General features: G+C 53.2%; 29 protein-coding genes (1 of these 29 only partly in view). 1 reads left to right on the top strand and 28 read right to left on the bottom strand.

Annotated elements, in window-relative coordinates; translation table 11 throughout:
* From rplQ to rpsJ, 28 genes are all read right to left on the bottom strand, one after another.
* Window positions 1-112 carry the beginning of a 50S ribosomal protein L17 gene (gene rplQ, locus I6L46_RS15815; RefSeq protein ID WP_005307999.1) on the bottom strand. The gene continues 272 nt to the left of window position 1, outside the view, so the window shows 112 of its 384 coding nt (coding positions 1-112); its start codon is at window positions 110-112; its stop codon lies beyond the left edge, outside the window.
* A gap of 43 nt (window positions 113-155) precedes the next feature.
* Complete coding sequence (rpoA, locus tag I6L46_RS15820; RefSeq protein WP_005307997.1) at window positions 156-1,145, bottom strand: DNA-directed RNA polymerase subunit alpha; 990 nt, start codon at window positions 1,143-1,145, stop codon at window positions 156-158.
* A gap of 25 nt (window positions 1,146-1,170) precedes the next feature.
* Window positions 1,171-1,791 (bottom strand): 30S ribosomal protein S4, encoded by a 621-nt coding sequence (rpsD, locus tag I6L46_RS15825; RefSeq protein WP_005340600.1) that lies wholly within the window; start codon window positions 1,789-1,791, stop codon window positions 1,171-1,173.
* A gap of 39 nt (window positions 1,792-1,830) precedes the next feature.
* Window positions 1,831-2,220, bottom strand: coding sequence for a 30S ribosomal protein S11 (rpsK, locus tag I6L46_RS15830; protein WP_005307993.1), 390 nt, complete (start codon window positions 2,218-2,220; stop codon window positions 1,831-1,833).
* Between the two features lie 14 nt (window positions 2,221-2,234).
* Window positions 2,235-2,591 (bottom strand): 30S ribosomal protein S13, encoded by a 357-nt coding sequence (rpsM, locus tag I6L46_RS15835; protein ID WP_005307991.1) that lies wholly within the window; start codon window positions 2,589-2,591, stop codon window positions 2,235-2,237.
* Window positions 2,592-2,730: 139 nt separating this feature from the next.
* Window positions 2,731-2,844, bottom strand: a complete 114-nt coding sequence (gene rpmJ / locus I6L46_RS15840; protein ID WP_005319705.1) for a 50S ribosomal protein L36 — start codon at window positions 2,842-2,844, stop codon at window positions 2,731-2,733.
* Window positions 2,845-2,871: 27 nt separating this feature from the next.
* Window positions 2,872-4,200 carry a preprotein translocase subunit SecY gene (gene secY / locus I6L46_RS15845; protein ID WP_005340602.1) on the bottom strand — a complete coding sequence of 443 codons (1,329 nt, stop codon included), beginning with the start codon at window positions 4,198-4,200 and terminating at the stop codon, window positions 2,872-2,874.
* Window positions 4,201-4,208: 8 nt separating this feature from the next.
* On the bottom strand, window positions 4,209-4,646 hold the full coding sequence (gene rplO, locus I6L46_RS15850; RefSeq protein WP_005340604.1) for a 50S ribosomal protein L15: 438 nt from the start codon (window positions 4,644-4,646) through the stop codon (window positions 4,209-4,211).
* 2 nt (window positions 4,647-4,648) lie between these two features.
* Window positions 4,649-4,828, bottom strand: coding sequence for a 50S ribosomal protein L30 (gene rpmD / locus I6L46_RS15855; protein ID WP_005307985.1), 180 nt, complete (start codon window positions 4,826-4,828; stop codon window positions 4,649-4,651).
* Window positions 4,829-4,834: 6 nt separating this feature from the next.
* Complete coding sequence (gene rpsE, locus I6L46_RS15860; RefSeq protein WP_005340605.1) at window positions 4,835-5,335, bottom strand: 30S ribosomal protein S5; 501 nt, start codon at window positions 5,333-5,335, stop codon at window positions 4,835-4,837.
* Between the two features lie 14 nt (window positions 5,336-5,349).
* A complete protein-coding gene (rplR, locus tag I6L46_RS15865; RefSeq protein ID WP_005340606.1) occupies window positions 5,350-5,703 on the bottom strand; it encodes a 50S ribosomal protein L18 in 354 nt (117 codons plus the stop codon).
* Window positions 5,704-5,712: 9 nt separating this feature from the next.
* Window positions 5,713-6,246, bottom strand: a complete 534-nt coding sequence (gene rplF / locus I6L46_RS15870) for a 50S ribosomal protein L6 (protein WP_005340607.1) — start codon at window positions 6,244-6,246, stop codon at window positions 5,713-5,715.
* A gap of 13 nt (window positions 6,247-6,259) precedes the next feature.
* Complete coding sequence (rpsH, locus tag I6L46_RS15875) at window positions 6,260-6,652, bottom strand: 30S ribosomal protein S8 (protein WP_005307980.1); 393 nt, start codon at window positions 6,650-6,652, stop codon at window positions 6,260-6,262.
* A gap of 21 nt (window positions 6,653-6,673) precedes the next feature.
* Window positions 6,674-6,979: a 30S ribosomal protein S14 gene (rpsN, locus tag I6L46_RS15880; protein ID WP_005340609.1), complete on the bottom strand. Its 306-nt coding sequence runs from the start codon at window positions 6,977-6,979 to the stop codon at window positions 6,674-6,676.
* Window positions 6,980-6,989: 10 nt separating this feature from the next.
* Window positions 6,990-7,529, bottom strand: a complete 540-nt coding sequence (gene rplE / locus I6L46_RS15885) for a 50S ribosomal protein L5 (protein WP_005331162.1) — start codon at window positions 7,527-7,529, stop codon at window positions 6,990-6,992.
* Window positions 7,530-7,542: 13 nt separating this feature from the next.
* Window positions 7,543-7,860, bottom strand: a complete 318-nt coding sequence (rplX, locus tag I6L46_RS15890) for a 50S ribosomal protein L24 (protein ID WP_005307977.1) — start codon at window positions 7,858-7,860, stop codon at window positions 7,543-7,545.
* 11 nt (window positions 7,861-7,871) lie between these two features.
* Window positions 7,872-8,240 carry a 50S ribosomal protein L14 gene (gene rplN, locus I6L46_RS15895; protein ID WP_005307975.1) on the bottom strand — a complete coding sequence of 123 codons (369 nt, stop codon included), beginning with the start codon at window positions 8,238-8,240 and terminating at the stop codon, window positions 7,872-7,874.
* A 147-nt stretch (window positions 8,241-8,387) separates the two neighbouring features.
* Window positions 8,388-8,636 (bottom strand): 30S ribosomal protein S17, encoded by a 249-nt coding sequence (gene rpsQ, locus I6L46_RS15900; protein ID WP_005307966.1) that lies wholly within the window; start codon window positions 8,634-8,636, stop codon window positions 8,388-8,390.
* Window positions 8,636-8,827, bottom strand: a complete 192-nt coding sequence (gene rpmC, locus I6L46_RS15905) for a 50S ribosomal protein L29 (protein ID WP_005307965.1) — start codon at window positions 8,825-8,827, stop codon at window positions 8,636-8,638. The genes rpsQ and rpmC overlap by 1 nt, the downstream gene beginning before the upstream one ends.
* Window positions 8,827-9,240 carry a 50S ribosomal protein L16 gene (gene rplP / locus I6L46_RS15910; RefSeq protein ID WP_005340612.1) on the bottom strand — a complete coding sequence of 138 codons (414 nt, stop codon included), beginning with the start codon at window positions 9,238-9,240 and terminating at the stop codon, window positions 8,827-8,829. Before rplP ends, rpmC begins: the two co-directional genes overlap by 1 nt.
* Before the next feature lie 13 nt (window positions 9,241-9,253).
* The gene (gene rpsC / locus I6L46_RS15915) at window positions 9,254-9,967 is read right to left on the bottom strand and encodes a 30S ribosomal protein S3 (RefSeq protein ID WP_005307962.1); all 714 of its coding nucleotides are present in this window, start codon (window positions 9,965-9,967) and stop codon (window positions 9,254-9,256) included.
* A 3-nt stretch (window positions 9,968-9,970) separates the two neighbouring features.
* Complete coding sequence (rplV, locus tag I6L46_RS15920; protein ID WP_005319741.1) at window positions 9,971-10,315, bottom strand: 50S ribosomal protein L22; 345 nt, start codon at window positions 10,313-10,315, stop codon at window positions 9,971-9,973.
* A 10-nt stretch (window positions 10,316-10,325) separates the two neighbouring features.
* The gene (gene rpsS / locus I6L46_RS15925; protein WP_005307960.1) at window positions 10,326-10,604 is read right to left on the bottom strand and encodes a 30S ribosomal protein S19; all 279 of its coding nucleotides are present in this window, start codon (window positions 10,602-10,604) and stop codon (window positions 10,326-10,328) included.
* 22 nt (window positions 10,605-10,626) lie between these two features.
* On the bottom strand, window positions 10,627-11,448 hold the full coding sequence (gene rplB, locus I6L46_RS15930) for a 50S ribosomal protein L2 (RefSeq protein ID WP_005340614.1): 822 nt from the start codon (window positions 11,446-11,448) through the stop codon (window positions 10,627-10,629).
* Between the two features lie 15 nt (window positions 11,449-11,463).
* Entirely contained in the window at window positions 11,464-11,763 is a 300-nt protein-coding gene (gene rplW / locus I6L46_RS15935; RefSeq protein WP_342690021.1) for a 50S ribosomal protein L23, read from the bottom strand.
* Window positions 11,763-12,368 (bottom strand): 50S ribosomal protein L4, encoded by a 606-nt coding sequence (gene rplD / locus I6L46_RS15940; protein ID WP_005340616.1) that lies wholly within the window; start codon window positions 12,366-12,368, stop codon window positions 11,763-11,765. Before rplD ends, rplW begins: the two co-directional genes overlap by 1 nt.
* Window positions 12,369-12,385: 17 nt before the next feature.
* Window positions 12,386-13,018, bottom strand: coding sequence for a 50S ribosomal protein L3 (gene rplC / locus I6L46_RS15945; RefSeq protein ID WP_005340620.1), 633 nt, complete (start codon window positions 13,016-13,018; stop codon window positions 12,386-12,388).
* Window positions 13,019-13,040: 22 nt separating this feature from the next.
* Entirely contained in the window at window positions 13,041-13,352 is a 312-nt protein-coding gene (gene rpsJ / locus I6L46_RS15950) for a 30S ribosomal protein S10 (protein ID WP_005307944.1), read from the bottom strand.
* Window positions 13,353-13,708: 356 nt separating this feature from the next.
* Between rpsJ and I6L46_RS15955 the strand changes: the two genes are divergently transcribed.
* Window positions 13,709-14,623, top strand: a complete 915-nt coding sequence (locus I6L46_RS15955) for a DMT family transporter (RefSeq protein WP_199415583.1) — start codon at window positions 13,709-13,711, stop codon at window positions 14,621-14,623.
* Window positions 14,624-14,648 lie beyond the last annotated feature (25 nt).

Here is a 14,648-nt window from a genome sequence, read left to right on the forward strand (position 1 = left end):
GAGTCGTCTTGATGATCTCATGACGAACCAGGGAGCTGGCCATGTTGCGGAACATTGCCTGACGATGGCTGCTGTTCCGGTTCAGTTGACGACCACTCAAACGATGGCGCATGACCTTATCCTTCTAACTAAATCTGTGAAACCCGTAATCTGGATTACTCGTCAGCGATGCTGGCGGGCGGCCAGTTCTCAAGGCGCATGCCAAGAGACAGACCACGGGAGGCCAACACGTCCTTGATCTCAGTCAGGGACTTCTTACCGAGGTTAGGAGTCTTAAGCAACTCAACTTCGGTACGCTGTACCAGATCACCAATATAGTGGATAGCTTCTGCCTTCAGACAGTTCGCAGAACGAACTGTCAGCTCCAAATCATCGACAGGACGTAGCAGAATCGGATCAAACTCGGGTTTCTCTTCTTTCTTCTCGGGCACGCTGACATCGCGCAGATCCACGAAGGCTTCCAGTTGCTCGGCCAAGATAGTGGCAGAACGACGGATGGCTTCTTCAGGATCCAGGGTACCATTGGTCTCCATGTCGATGACCAGCTTGTCCAAGTCGGTACGCTGTTCCACACGTGCTGCCTCAACATTGTAGGCAATACGAACGATGGGGCTGAACGCGGAGTCCAGCAGCAGGCGACCAATAGGACGCTCTTCGTCATCGTTGTGAACACGAGCAGAAGCAGGCACATAACCACGACCGCGCTGAACTTTCAGGCGCATGCTGATTTCAGCATTGGCACCAGTCAGATGGCAGATTACGTGCTCCGGGTTTACGATCTCGACTTCATCACCGTGAGTGATATCACCAGCGGTAACGGGGCCTGTTCCAGACTTGGTCAGGGACAGAGTTACCTCGTCCTTGCCTTCCAGCTTCACAGCGATACCTTTCAGGTTGAGCAGGATTTCAAGAATGTCTTCCTGTACACCTTCTTTGCTGCTGTACTCATGCAGTACCCCGTCAATTTCGACTTCAGTAACTGCACAACCGGGCATAGATGACAGCAAAATACGACGCAGGGCGTTGCCCAGCGTGTGACCAAAGCCACGCTCGAGTGGCTCAAGAGTCACTTTCGCATGAGTCGGGCTAACTTGCTCGATGTCAACTAGCCGCGGTTTAAGAAAATCTGTTACAGAACCCAGCATTGTGTCCTCTCTTTAGAAGCTAGCTTTACTTGGAGTAAAGCTCGACGATCAGCTGTTCGTTAATGTCGGCAGACAGGTCGGAACGCTCTGGCAGACGCTTGAAAGCACCTTCCATTTTAGCGGCGTCAACCTCTACCCAAGTCGGCTTCTCACGCTGACCAGCAACTTCCAGGGAAGCTTTGATACGCGCTTGCTTCTTAGCCTTCTCACGAACGCAGATCACGTCCTCAGGGGAAACCTGGAAAGAAGGAATGTTCACAACGCGACCGTTTACCATGATGGCCTTGTGGCTCACCAGTTGACGAGATTCAGCACGGGTAGCGCCGAAGCCCATACGGTAAACAACGTTGTCCAAACGACCTTCCAGCAGCTGCAACAGGTTTTCACCGGTGTTACCCTTTTGACGGGCAGCGTCGCGGTAGTAGTTGCGGAACTGTTTTTCCAATACGCCGTAGATACGACGAACTTTTTGTTTCTCGCGCAGCTGAACACCGTAGTCGGACAGACGCGCTTTACGCGCACCGTGCTGACCAGGGGCGGTGTCAATCTTGCACTTAGAATCAATCGCACGAACACCTGACTTCAGGAAGAGGTCGGTGCCCTCACGACGGCTAAGCTTAAGCTTAGGACCGATATATCTTGCCATCTTCTTTCTCCAACAATCCTAGACCAAGTAGCTACAGCGTTATACGCGGCGCTTCTTGGGAGGACGACAACCGTTGTGCGGGATCGGAGTCACATCAGTAATGTTAGTGATGCGGAAACCAGCCGCGTTCAGGGCGCGGATGGAAGACTCACGACCGGGACCCGGACCTTTGACCATGACTTCCAGGTTCTTGACGCCATATTCTTTGGCCATCTCACCAGCGCGCTCGGCAGCTACCTGAGCAGCGAACGGGGTGGACTTACGAGAACCACGGAAACCGGAACCACCAGAAGTAGCCCAAGACAGAGCATTGCCCTGACGGTCAGTAATGGTCACGATTGTGTTGTTGAAAGATGCATGAACGTGCGCAATACCGTCGCTCACTTGCTTTTTAACGCGCTTGCGAGCACGAGTCGGAGTTTTAGCCATTTTCTACCTTCCCGTTACTTCTTGATAGCCTTGCGCGGACCCTTACGGGTACGAGCGTTGGTCTTGGTACGTTGACCACGAACAGGCAGGCTACGACGGTGACGCAAACCACGGTAGCAACCCAGATCCATCAATCGCTTGATGTTCATGGAAATCTGACGACGCAGGTCACCTTCAACGGTGAATTTACCTACTTGTTCACGCAGACTCTCGATCTGAGCTTCGTCCAGGTCTTTAATTTTCACATTCTCAGCGATACCGGCTGCGGCACAGATGGCCTTGGAGCGGGTACGACCGACGCCATAAATCGCAGTCAAAGCGATGACTGCATGCTTATGGTCAGGAATGTTAATGCCAGCGATACGGGCCACTATTCACTCCTACATATAGTAGATTACGACCACCACAAAGCCCGTGAGCGGATACGTGGCGGTCAACCAATACACAACAAAAGTTGGCTGGCTATATTAGCCAGCACAACTATTTGTTGCAAGTACTAACCGTAAAAAATTAGCCTTGGCGCTGTTTATGCTTTGGCTCGCTGCAAATCACACGCACCACACCGTGACGCTTGATGATTTTGCAGTTACGGCAGATTGCCTTAACGGAAGCACGAACTTTCATTGCTTAACTCCGTAACTACGCCGACCTTTAGCGGCCGTAGCCCTTCAGGTTGGCCTTCCTCAGGACGTCACCATATTGATGAGACATCATATGGGTTTGTACCTGAGCCATGAAGTCCATGATAACTACCACGATAATCAGCAGCGAAGTGCCACCGAAGTAGAACTGTACGTTCCAGGCAGTCATCAAGAACTGGGGTACCAGACAGATAAAGGTTATATAGAGCGCACCTGCCAATGTCAGGCGAGTCATAACCTTATCGATGTAACGTGCTGTCTGCTCGCCCGGGCGAATCCCCGGGATAAAGGCTCCACTCTTCTTCAGATTATCTGCTGTCTCGCGGGGGTTGAACACCAGCGCGGTATAGAAGAAGCAGAAGAAGATAATGGCTGCTGCATACAGCATCTCGTAAAGCGGTTGACCCGGCTGCAGGACCATAGAGACCTGTTGCAGGATATCAGCTACTTTACCCTCGCCCTGACCAAACCAAGAGGTAATGGTCCCCGGGAAGAGGATGATACTGGATGCGAAAATCGCAGGAATCACACCAGCCATATTCACTTTCAACGGCAGGTGTGTGCTTTGCGCGGCAAATACTTGGCGGCCTTGTTGACGCTTGGCATAGTTAACGACGATACGACGCTGACCACGCTCCACGAACACCACAAAGTAAGTCACTGCGAAAACAATCAAGCCCAGCAACAACAACAGCAGGATGTGCAATTCCCCTTGACGTGCCTGTTCGGCCGTAGCGCCAATGGCATGCGGCAGACCAGCAACGATACCTGTGAAAATAATCAACGAGATACCATTACCAATCCCACGCTCGGTAATCTGTTCACCCAACCACATCAAAAACATGGTACCGGTGACCAGACTCACAACCGCTGTGAAATAGAAGCCCAAACCCGGATTAGTCACGAGTCCATGCATCATATTCGGCAGACCGGTTGCAATACCAATGGCCTGGAAAGTTCCCAAAACCAGCGTGCCCCAACGGGTATATTGGCTAATCTTGCGACGGCCGGATTCACCTTCTTTCTTGAGTTCAGCAAGAGCGGGGTGAACCACTGTCAGCAGCTGGATAATGATCGATGCCGAAATGTACGGCATGATCCCCAACGCAAGAATAGAAGCACGCGAGAGTGCACCACCACTGAACATGTTGAACATCTCAATGATGGTGCCCTTCTGTTGCTGGAACAACTCGGCCAGTACGGCGGCGTCAATACCAGGAATCGGCACATAAGAGCCTGCACGGAAAACGATAATCGCCCCGAGAACGAAGAGCAGACGGCTCTTCAGTTCACTCAGACCACCCTGTGCTTTAACATCCAATCCTGGTTTCTTAGCCATTGTACTGATTATTCCTCGATTTTACCGCCAGCGGCCTCGATGGCTGCGCGTGCACCTTTGGTGACGGACAGACCACGAACGGTCACAGCACGGTCAATGTTGCCTGACAGAACAACTTTAGCGAACACGATGTTCTTAGTAACAACACCGGCTTGCTTCAGAGTGCTCAGGTCGACCACATCACCTTCTACCAGGGCGATTTCGTTCAGACGCACTTCGGCAGAAACCAAAGATTTGCGAGAGAAGAAACCGAACTTCGGCAGACGGATTTTCAAAGGCATCTGGCCGCCTTCGAAACCGTTGCGGACTTTACCGCCACCGGAACGAGAGGTTTGGCCTTTAACACCACGACCACCAGTTTTGCCCAGGCCGGAGCCGATACCACGACCACGACGTTGTTTTTCAGGCTTGGAACCAGCGGCCGGAGACAGAGTGTTCAGACGCATGCTTAGCCCTCCACCTTAACCATGTAATAAACCTGGTTGATCATGCCGCGTACGCAAGGAGTATCTTCCAGCTCAACGGTGTGACCAATGCGACGCAGACCCAGACCACGCAGAGTCGCCTTGTGCTTTGGCAGACGGCCGATAGAGCTGCGAGTTTGAGTTACTTTTACAGTGTTAGCCATGTCGCATTACCCCAGAATTTCTTCAACGCGCAGACCACGCTTGGCAGCGATCTGTTCCGGTGATTGACCGTGAACCAGAGCGTCTACAGTAGCGCGAACAACGTTGATTGGGTTGGTGGAACCGTAGGTCTTGGCCAGCACGTTGTGGATACCGGCAACTTCCAGAACAGCACGCATGGCGCCGCCTGCAATGATACCAGTACCTTGGGAGGCCGGCTTCATGAACACGGTGGAGCCAGAGTGAACACCACGCACCGGGTGGTGCAGAGTGCCGTTGTTCAGCTCAACCTTGTTCAGGTTACGCTTAGCCTGTTCCATTGCTTTTTGAATAGCAGCCGGAACTTCACGGGCTTTACCGTAACCGTAACCTACACGGCCGTTACCATCACCCACCACGGTCAACGCGGTGAAGGACATGATACGACCACCTTTAACAGTTTTCGAAACACGGTTTACTGCAATGAGCTTTTCTTGCAGTTCGCCGGCTTGAGATTCGACTTTAGCCATCTTCGACTCCTAGCTTAGAACTGAAGACCAGCGTCACGTGCGGCAGCTGCCAGGGCAGCGATGCGACCGTGATACTTGAAACCGGAACGATCGAAAGATACGTTCTGAACGCCTTTGGCAATAGCACGCTCAGCGATAGCCTTACCTACAGCGGTAGCAGCATCTGCGTTACCGGTGTATTTCAGAGCTTCACTGATGGCTTTCTCTACTGTGGAAGCAGAGGCCAGAACTTCGGAACCGTTGGCTGCAATAACCTGCGCATAGATATGACGCGGGGTACGGTGAACAACCAGACGGGTAGCTCCCAGTTCCTGCATCTTTTTCCGAGCACGAGTAGCACGACGGAGACGAGCTGCTTTCTTGTCCATAGTGTTACCTTACTTCTTCTTAGCTTCTTTAGTACGCACTTGCTCGTTGGCATAGCGTACACCCTTGCCCTTGTAGGGCTCCGGAGCGCGGTAAGCACGGATATCGGCGGCGACTTGGCCAACCAGCTGCTTGTCGACGCCACGCAGAACGATTTCTGTAGCAGTCGGGCACTCAGCGGTCACACCAGCCGGCAGCGCATGCTCTACCGGGTGAGAGAAGCCCAGAGCCAGCGCAACAGCATTGCCCTTGATGGAGGCTTTATAACCTACACCAACCAGCTGCAGCTTGCGCTCGAAGCCTTGGGTAACACCGATTACCATGTTGTTGACCAATGCACGGGCAGTACCGGCCTGAGCGTCAGCACCAGCGATGCTGCCGCGCGGGGCGAACTTCAGTACATTGTCTTCTTTGGTCACTTCTACACCGGCGTGAATAGAGCGAACCAGAGAACCTTTACCACCTTTGATGGTCAGTTCCTGGCCGTTCAGAGTCACCTCTACGCCAGCAGGAATAGTGACGGGTGCCTTAGCAACACGAGACATTTCCTACCTCCTATTAAGCGACGTAGCAGATGATCTCACCGCCCATGCTTGCTTTGCGAGCAGCACGGTCAGTCATCACACCTTTAGACGTGGACACGATAGCAACACCGAGACCGCCCATAACTTTCGGCAGATCAGTAGTGCGCTTGTAAATACGCAGGCCTGGACGGCTTACGCGTTGGATCAGTTCTACAACTGGCTTGCCCTGGAAATATTTCAGTTCAATTTCCAGTTCCGGCTTCACGTCACCAGCTACGGAGTAGCCAGCGATGTAACCTTCTTCTTTCAGCACTTTGGCAATAGCCACTTTCAGCTTGGAAGAAGGCATGGAAACCGCAACTTTGCTCGCCGCCTGACCGTTACGGATGCGGGTCAGCATATCCGCGATCGGATCTTGCATGCTCATAAGTCTAACTCCCGAGATTCGTTACCAAGAAGCCTTCTTCAGGCCCGGAATTTCGCCCTTCATGGCATGCTCACGCACCTTGATGCGAGACAGGCCAAACTTGCGCAGGAAACCGTGCGGACGACCAGTAATATTGCAACGGTTACGCTGGCGGGACGGACTGGAATCACGGGGCAGCTGTTGCAGTTGCAGTACAGCATCCCAACGCGCTTCTTCAGAAGCGTTCATGTCAACGATGATAGCTTTCAGCTCGGCACGCTTGGTCGCGTACTTGGCTACCAGCTTGGCACGCTTTGCTTCGCGCGCTTTCATGGATGTTTTAGCCATAACCCTAACCTTACTTGCGGAATGGGAAGTTAAAGGCAGCCAGCAGAGCACGGCCTTCTTCATCGGTATTCGCGGAAGTGGTAATGGTGATATCCAAACCACGGACGCGATCGACTTTGTCATAGTCGATTTCCGGGAAGATGATCTGCTCACGCACGCCCATGGAGTAGTTACCACGACCATCGAACGCTTTAGCGTTCAGGCCACGGAAGTCACGGATACGCGGTACGGAGATGCAGATCAGCCGTTCCAGGAACTCCCACATACGCTCGCCACGCAGGGTTACTTTACAACCTATCGGGTAGCCTTCACGAATCTTGAAGCCCGCAACAGATTTGCGAGCTTTGGTGATCAGCGGCTTCTGACCGGAAATGGCAGCCATATCGGCAGCAGCATTTTCCAGCAATTTCTTGTCAGAGATCGCTTCACCAACACCCATGTTCAGGGTGATTTTCTCGATCCGAGGGACTTGCATGATAGTCTTGTAACCGAACTGCTTGGACAGTTCATTTACTACATCGGATTTGTAGTAATCATGCAGTTTCGCCATCGTTAAACTCCAATTACTTCACAAGTTCGCCGGTGGATTTGAAGAAACGGACTTTTTTGCCGTCTTCAATCCGGAAACCAACGCGGTCAGCTTTGCCAGTGGCAGAGTTGAACAGCGCTACGTTTGATACATCGATGGGGGCTTCTTTGGTGACGATACCGCCAGCCTGACCCAGTGCGGGTACCGGCTTCTGGTGTTTCTTCACCTGGTTGATGCCTTCCACGATTACCTTACCTTTTGCAATCAGGACTTGAGTGACTTTGCCACGCTTGCCCTTGTCTTTGCCGGTAAGAACAATCACTTCGTCTTCGCGACGGATTTTAGCTGCCATCGTTCGACTCCTTACAGTACTTCGGGTGCCAGGGACACAATCTTCATGAACTTCTCATTACGCAGTTCACGGGTCACCGGGCCAAAAATACGAGTACCGATTGGCTGTTGGTTGTTGTTAAGCAACACAGCCGCATTGTTGTCGAAACGGATGACAGAGCCGTCCGGACGACGAACGCCTTTACGGGTGCGTACGACCACCGCGTTATACACATCACCTTTCTTCACTTTACCGCGAGGAATGGCTTCCTTGATGGAAACCTTGATGATGTCGCCGATGCCGGCGTAACGGCGGTGCGAGCCACCCAGAACCTTAATACACATTACACTGCGAGCGCCGGAGTTGTCGGCAACACCCAGCATACTTTGCATCTGGATCATCTTAGTGCTCCGCTTTGTTTACTTCTTATCCCTAATGGGATCTGGCTGCCTTCAAAAGGCGCGAAACTATAACACAGGATTTTCAGAAAAGGTAGCCTAAAAAACAAACGGCCCCTGAAAGGGGCCGCTTGGACTACAAAGTACCGATTAGGCCTTTTCTACAACGGCAACCAGGGTCCAGGACTTGGTCTTGGACAGCGGGCGGCATTCGCGGATTTCCACGAGGTCGCCAGCTTTGCACTCGTTGTTTTCGTCATGCACGTGCAGCTTGGTAGTGCGCTTGATGATCTTACCGTAGATCGGGTGCTTTACCTTGCGCTCGATAGCAACAGTGATGGACTTGTCCATCTTGTCGCTGATTACACGACCTTGCAGAGTACGGATCTTGTCAGTCATTACGCACCTGCCTTCTCAGTCAGTACAGTCTTGATACGTGCGACGTCACGACGCACTTGTTTCAGAGTGTGAGTCTGAGCCAGCTGGCCGGTGGACGCTTGCATGCGCATGTTGAATTGCTCACGCAGCAGGCCCAGCAGCTCCTGGTTCAGTTCTTCGACGCTCTTTTGACGCAGATCTTGGGCTTTCATCACATCACCGTCTTAATTACGAAAGTGGTCTGAACAGACAGCTTAGCTGCGGCCAGGGCAAACGCTTCACGCGCCAGAGCCTCAGGTACACCGTCCATCTCGTACAGAACCTTGCCAGGCTGGATCGGGCAAACCCAGTATTCCACGTTACCCTTACCTTTACCCATACGAACTTCGAGGGGCTTTTCGGTGATGGGCTTGTCCGGGAACACACGGATCCAGATCTTACCTTGACGCTTAACGTGACGGGTCATGGCACGACGGGCTGCTTCGATTTGACGAGCAGTCAGTTGACCACGGGATGTCGCCTTCAGGCCAAAGGTACCGAAGGATACTTCGTTACCAGAGGTGGCCAGACCGCGGTTACGACCCTTGTGGGTCTTGCGGAATTTAGTACGCTTAGGTTGCAACATTTACCGAATCTCCTTACTTAGCAGCGCGGCGCTTGTTGTCACGCTTGGGCTTTGCAGGAGCTTGCTCTTGAGCAGCGGCAGCGTTAACAGCAGCCAGACCGCCCAGAACTTCGCCCTTGAAGATCCAAACTTTAACGCCGATCACACCGTAAGTGGTGTGGGCTTCAGAAGTTGCGTAGTCGATGTCGGCACGCAGGGTGTGCAACGGCACACGACCTTCACGGTACCATTCGGTACGCGCGATTTCAGCGCCGCCCAGACGACCGGAAACTTCCACTTTGATGCCCTTGGCACCCAGGCGCATTGCGTTCTGTACGGCGCGCTTCATAGCACGACGGAACATTACACGACGCTCCAGCTGGGAAGTGATGCTGTCGGCAACGAGTTTGCCATCCAGCTCCGGCTTGCGGACTTCGGAAATGTTGATCTGAGCAGGCACGCCAGCAATAGTGGCTACAGCTTTGCGCAGCTTCTCAACGTCTTCGCCTTTCTTACCGATGACAACACCCGGACGAGCGGTGTGAATGGTCACACGGATGCTCTTGGCCGGACGCTCAATGGTGATCTTGGACAAGGACGCGTTTTTCAGTTCCTTGGTCAGGAACTGGCGTACTTGAAAATCGCTGTACAGGTTGTCAGCGAAGTCTTTGGTGTTCGCGAACCAGGTAGAATTCCAAGGCTTGGTAATACCCAGGCGAATGCCATTAGGATGTACTTTCTGACCCATTGCTTATCTCCCAGCCTTAGCGTCGGATACCACTACAGTGATGTGAGCGGTACGCTTGAGGATACGATCCGCACGACCTTTGGCACGCGGACGGATGCGCTTCATGGAGGGACCTTCGTCGACCATGATAGTAGCAACACGCAGCGCGTCGATATCGGCGCCTTCGTTGTGCTCAGCGTTTGCAATGGCAGATTCCAGCACTTTCTTAACCAGCACTGCAGCCTTTTTCGGGCTGAAGGTCAGGATATTCAGAGCCTTGTCTACGGACAGACCACGTACTTGATCGGCTACCAGACGAGCTTTCTGGGCAGAAGTACGGGCATAACGGTGTTTAGCGATAGCTTCCATCATTTATCCCTTAGCGCTTCTTAGCCTTCTTATCAGCAGCATGGCCGCGATAAGTACGAGTCGGTGCGAATTCACCCAGTTTGTGACCGATCATTTCTTCGGTAACGAAAACCGGAACGTGCTGACGACCATTATGGACAGCGATGGTCAAACCGATCATGTTCGGGATGATCATTGAACGACGGGACCAGGTTTTAACCGGCTTTTTATCCCCGCTTTCCACCGCTTTCTCTACCTTCTTCAGCAAGTGCAGGTCAATAAATGGACCCTTCTTGAGAGAACGTGGCATGGTGATTCCTCTATGTTAACAATTACTTGTTACGACGACGTACGATGTACTTGTCGGTACGCTTGTTCTTACGGGTCTTGAAGCCTTTAGCCTTCTGGCCCCATGGGGACACAGGCTGCATGCCCTTGTTACGACCCTCACCACCACCGTGCGGGTGGTCAACCGGGTTCATCGCCATACCGCGAACGGTCGGACGAATACCACGCCAGCGGTTTGCACCGGCTTTACCCAGTTGACGCAACATGTGCTCGGAGTTACCGACTTCACCGATGGTAGCGCGGCACTCGGCCAGAACTTTACGTACTTCGCCGGAACGCAGACGCAGAGTTACATAGTTACCTTCACGAGCCAGGATCTGGATGAAAGTACCAGCGGAACGAGCCAGCTGGGCACCTTTACCAGGCTTCATCTCTACAGCGTGAACGGTAGAACCAACCGGGATGTTGCGCATCGGCAGGGCGTTACCTACCTTGATGGCTGCATCAGCACCAGAAGCGATCGCGTCACCAGCTTTCAGGCCTTTCGGAGCCAAGATGTAACGACGCTCACCGTCTGCATACAACACCAGAGCGATGTTAGCGGTACGGTTCGGATCGTATTCCAGGCGCTCTACTTTAGCCGGGATACCGTCTTTGTCGCGCTTGAAGTCGACGATACGGTAGTGCTGCTTGTGACCACCACCGATATGACGGGTAGTGATACGGCCGTTGTTGTTACGACCACCGGACTTGCTTTTGCTGTCCAGCAGAGCGGCGAAGGGCTTGCCCTTGTACAGCTCTTGATTGACGATCTTGACGACGTGGCGGCGGCCCGGAGAAGTAGGCTTGCACTTAACGATTGCCATTTTTGAGAACTCCTCTTACTCGGCTGCGCCCATGAAGTCGATGTCCTGACCAGCTTTCAGGGTCACATAAGCCTTTTTCCAATCGGAACGACGGCCTACGCGTGCACCTGCGCGCTTGGTCTTACCCTTCATGTTCAGGGTACGGACGGTCTCAACTTCGACCTCGAACAGTTTCGCAACTGCAGCTTTGACTTCCGCCTTGGTAGCATCAACAGCAACTTTGAACACGATAGTGTTCTGCTTTTCTGCAACCATGGTGCTCTTTTCAGAGATGTGCGGAGCCTTCAGAACTTTCAGCAGACGCTCTTCACGGATCATGCCAGCATCTCCTCGATTTGCTTAACTGCATCAGCAGTCATCAGAACCTTGTCGAAAGCGATCAGGCTGACCGGGTCGATACCGGCAACGTCACGCACGTCAACTTTGTACAGGTTGCGAGCAGCCAGGAACAGGTTCTCATCGACTTCAGCAGTCACGATCAGAACGTCAGTCAGTTCCATTTCTTTCAGCTTGGCGATCAGTTCTTTGGTCTTCGGAGCTTCGATGCCGAACTTCTCAACAACGATCAGGCGCTCTTGACGTACCAGCTCGGACAGAATGCTACGGATAGCGCCGCGGTACATCTTCTTGTTTACTTTCTGGCTGTGATCTTGCGGCTTAGCAGCAAAAGTCACACCACCGGAACGCCAGATGGGCGAACGGATGGAGCCAGCACGGGCACGACCAGTACCCTTCTGACGCCACGGCTTTTTGCCGCCACCAGACACTTCAGAGCGAGTCAGCTGCGCACGAGTACCCTGACGGGCACCAGCGGCATATGCAACGACGACCTGGTGAACCAGAGCTTCGTTGAATTCGCGCCCGAAGGTAGTCTCGGAAACTTCAAGAGCGCTCTTGGCGTCTTTCATTACCAATTCCATTACTATCTCCTCAGACGTTACGCTTTGACGGCAGGTTTGACGATCACGTTGCCGTTGGTTGCACCCGGTACTGCACCTTTGATGAGCAGCAGGTTGCGTTCAGCGTCAACACGAACCAGTTCCAGGTTCTGAGTCGTTACACGCTCAGCACCCATGTGACCAGCCATCTTTTTGCCCTTGAATACACGACCCGGAGTCTGGTTCTGACCGATAGAACCCGGAACGCGGTGAGACAAGGAGTTACCGTGGGTCATATCCTGGGTGCGGAAGTTGTGGCGCTTAACAGTACCAGCAAAGCCCTTACCTTTGGATGTGCCGGTAACGTCTACCAGCTTAACGTCAGCGAGAAGATCTACTTTCAGCTCGCTACCAACAGTGAAAGTTTCACCGTTGTTCAGGCGGAATTCCCACAGACCGCGACCGGCTTCTACACCAGCTTTGGCGAAGTGGCCAGCTTCCGGCTTGGTCACACGGCTGGCTTTCTTGGCGCCAGTGGTAACCTGAATAGCGTTGTAGCCGTCGGTTTCTACAGATTTGACCTGAGTTACACGGTTAGCTTCAACTTCGATAACAGTCACCGGGATAGAAACGCCATCTTCAGTGAAGATGCGAGTCATACCCACTTTGCGACCTACAAGACCGATTGTCATTGTTATCAACCTCTTTCCGTAATTAACCCAGGCTGATCTGGACGTCTACACCAGCTGCCAGATCCAGACGCATCAGGGCGTCTACGGTCTTGTCAGTCGGCTCAACGATGTCTACCAGACGCTTGTGAGTGCGGATCTCGTACTGATCACGCGCATCTTTGTTGACGTGCGGGGAGATCAGGACGGTGAAGCGCTCTTTGCGAGTCGGCAGCGGAATAGGACCGCGAACCTGCGCGCCAGTGCGCTTAGCAGTTTCAACGATTTCCGCAGTGGATTGATCAATCAGGCGATGATCAAAAGCCTTCAGGCGGATACGGATTCTTTGGTTCTGCATTGACAGAGCTCCAATAGATAAAAGAACATAAATCAACACCGCCCGACCGAGATTTCTCCCGCCAGAGGTGCGATTTTTCACGTTTCCTCCCATATCGGGAGGACTGTATGGCTGGCTCCTGTAAACAGGAAACTCAGCAACAGACATGTCGTCTGGCTTACCTCATGGGTAAGCGGAGGGGATTATACGGATTTTTCAAATTTGCGCAAGGGAGAGCGAACAGATTATGCGCAGTTTTATGTAACAGATGGATCTCGCCTGCGGCAACGCACTCTGCTACCAACACCCAGGTAACGACAATGTTACAAGCAGACTGGTAGACTGTGCGCTTGCCTCCGTCAGTGGAACGACATCCCATGCTCAAAGATCAAAAGAAAGCCTATCAGTATGGCCTTTGCGCCGTTGCCCTCTGGTCGACGGTCGCCACAGCCTTCAAGATCTCCCTCGCCTATTTCGAACCTGTGCAACTGTTGCTTGTGGCCGCCTTCACCTCAACTCTCACGCTGACAGCCGTCGTCGCCAAACAGGGCAAACTGCCGCTGCTGGGGAGCTACATCAAGGCCCGCCCTTTCTACTACTTGACTCTGGGTGTGCTGAACCCCTTTCTCTATTACCTGTTGCTGTTCAAGGCCTATGACCTGCTGCCTGCCCAGCAGGCACAGACCCTCAACTACACCTGGGCCATTACCCTCAGTCTGCTGGCCGTCCCCTTCCTCGGCCAGAAGCTGCGTCGGCGTGATGGCGTCGCCATCGTGCTGGGGTATTTTGGCGCACTGGTGATCGCCACCAGAGGGGATGTATTCGGCCTCCAGTTCGACAGTTCCCTCGGCGTGACGCTGGCGCTGGTCTCGACCCTCATCTGGGCAAGCTACTGGATCCTCAACACCCGCAATCAGGGGGATCCCATTGTCAGCCTGTTGCTCGGCTTTATGATCAGCCTGCCTTTTATCGTCGTTGCAACCTGGTTGCTCTCCGATTTTGCCATGACCGCCTGGCAGGGATGGGCTGGAGCCATCTATGTGGGACTGTTCGAAATGGGCTTCGGTTTCGTGCTCTGGCTGATGGCGCTGCGCCATGCCACCAACACGGCCCCCATCAGCAACCTCATCTTTATCTCGCCGTTTGCCTCACTGGTGCTGCTCTACCTGTTGATCGGCGAAGCCATCCATCCGGCCACCCCCATCGGGTTGGCGCTCATCGTTGCAGCCCTGCTGATCCAGCAGCTCAAGTACGGCAAACGCTATCGTGCATCAGCCGAGACAAAGAGCTGACCATGCAGAAGGGCGTATCCACGGA

This window comes from Aeromonas sp. FDAARGOS 1416 (assembly GCF_019048085.1).
Lineage (GTDB): Bacteria > Pseudomonadota > Gammaproteobacteria > Enterobacterales > Aeromonadaceae > Aeromonas > Aeromonas veronii.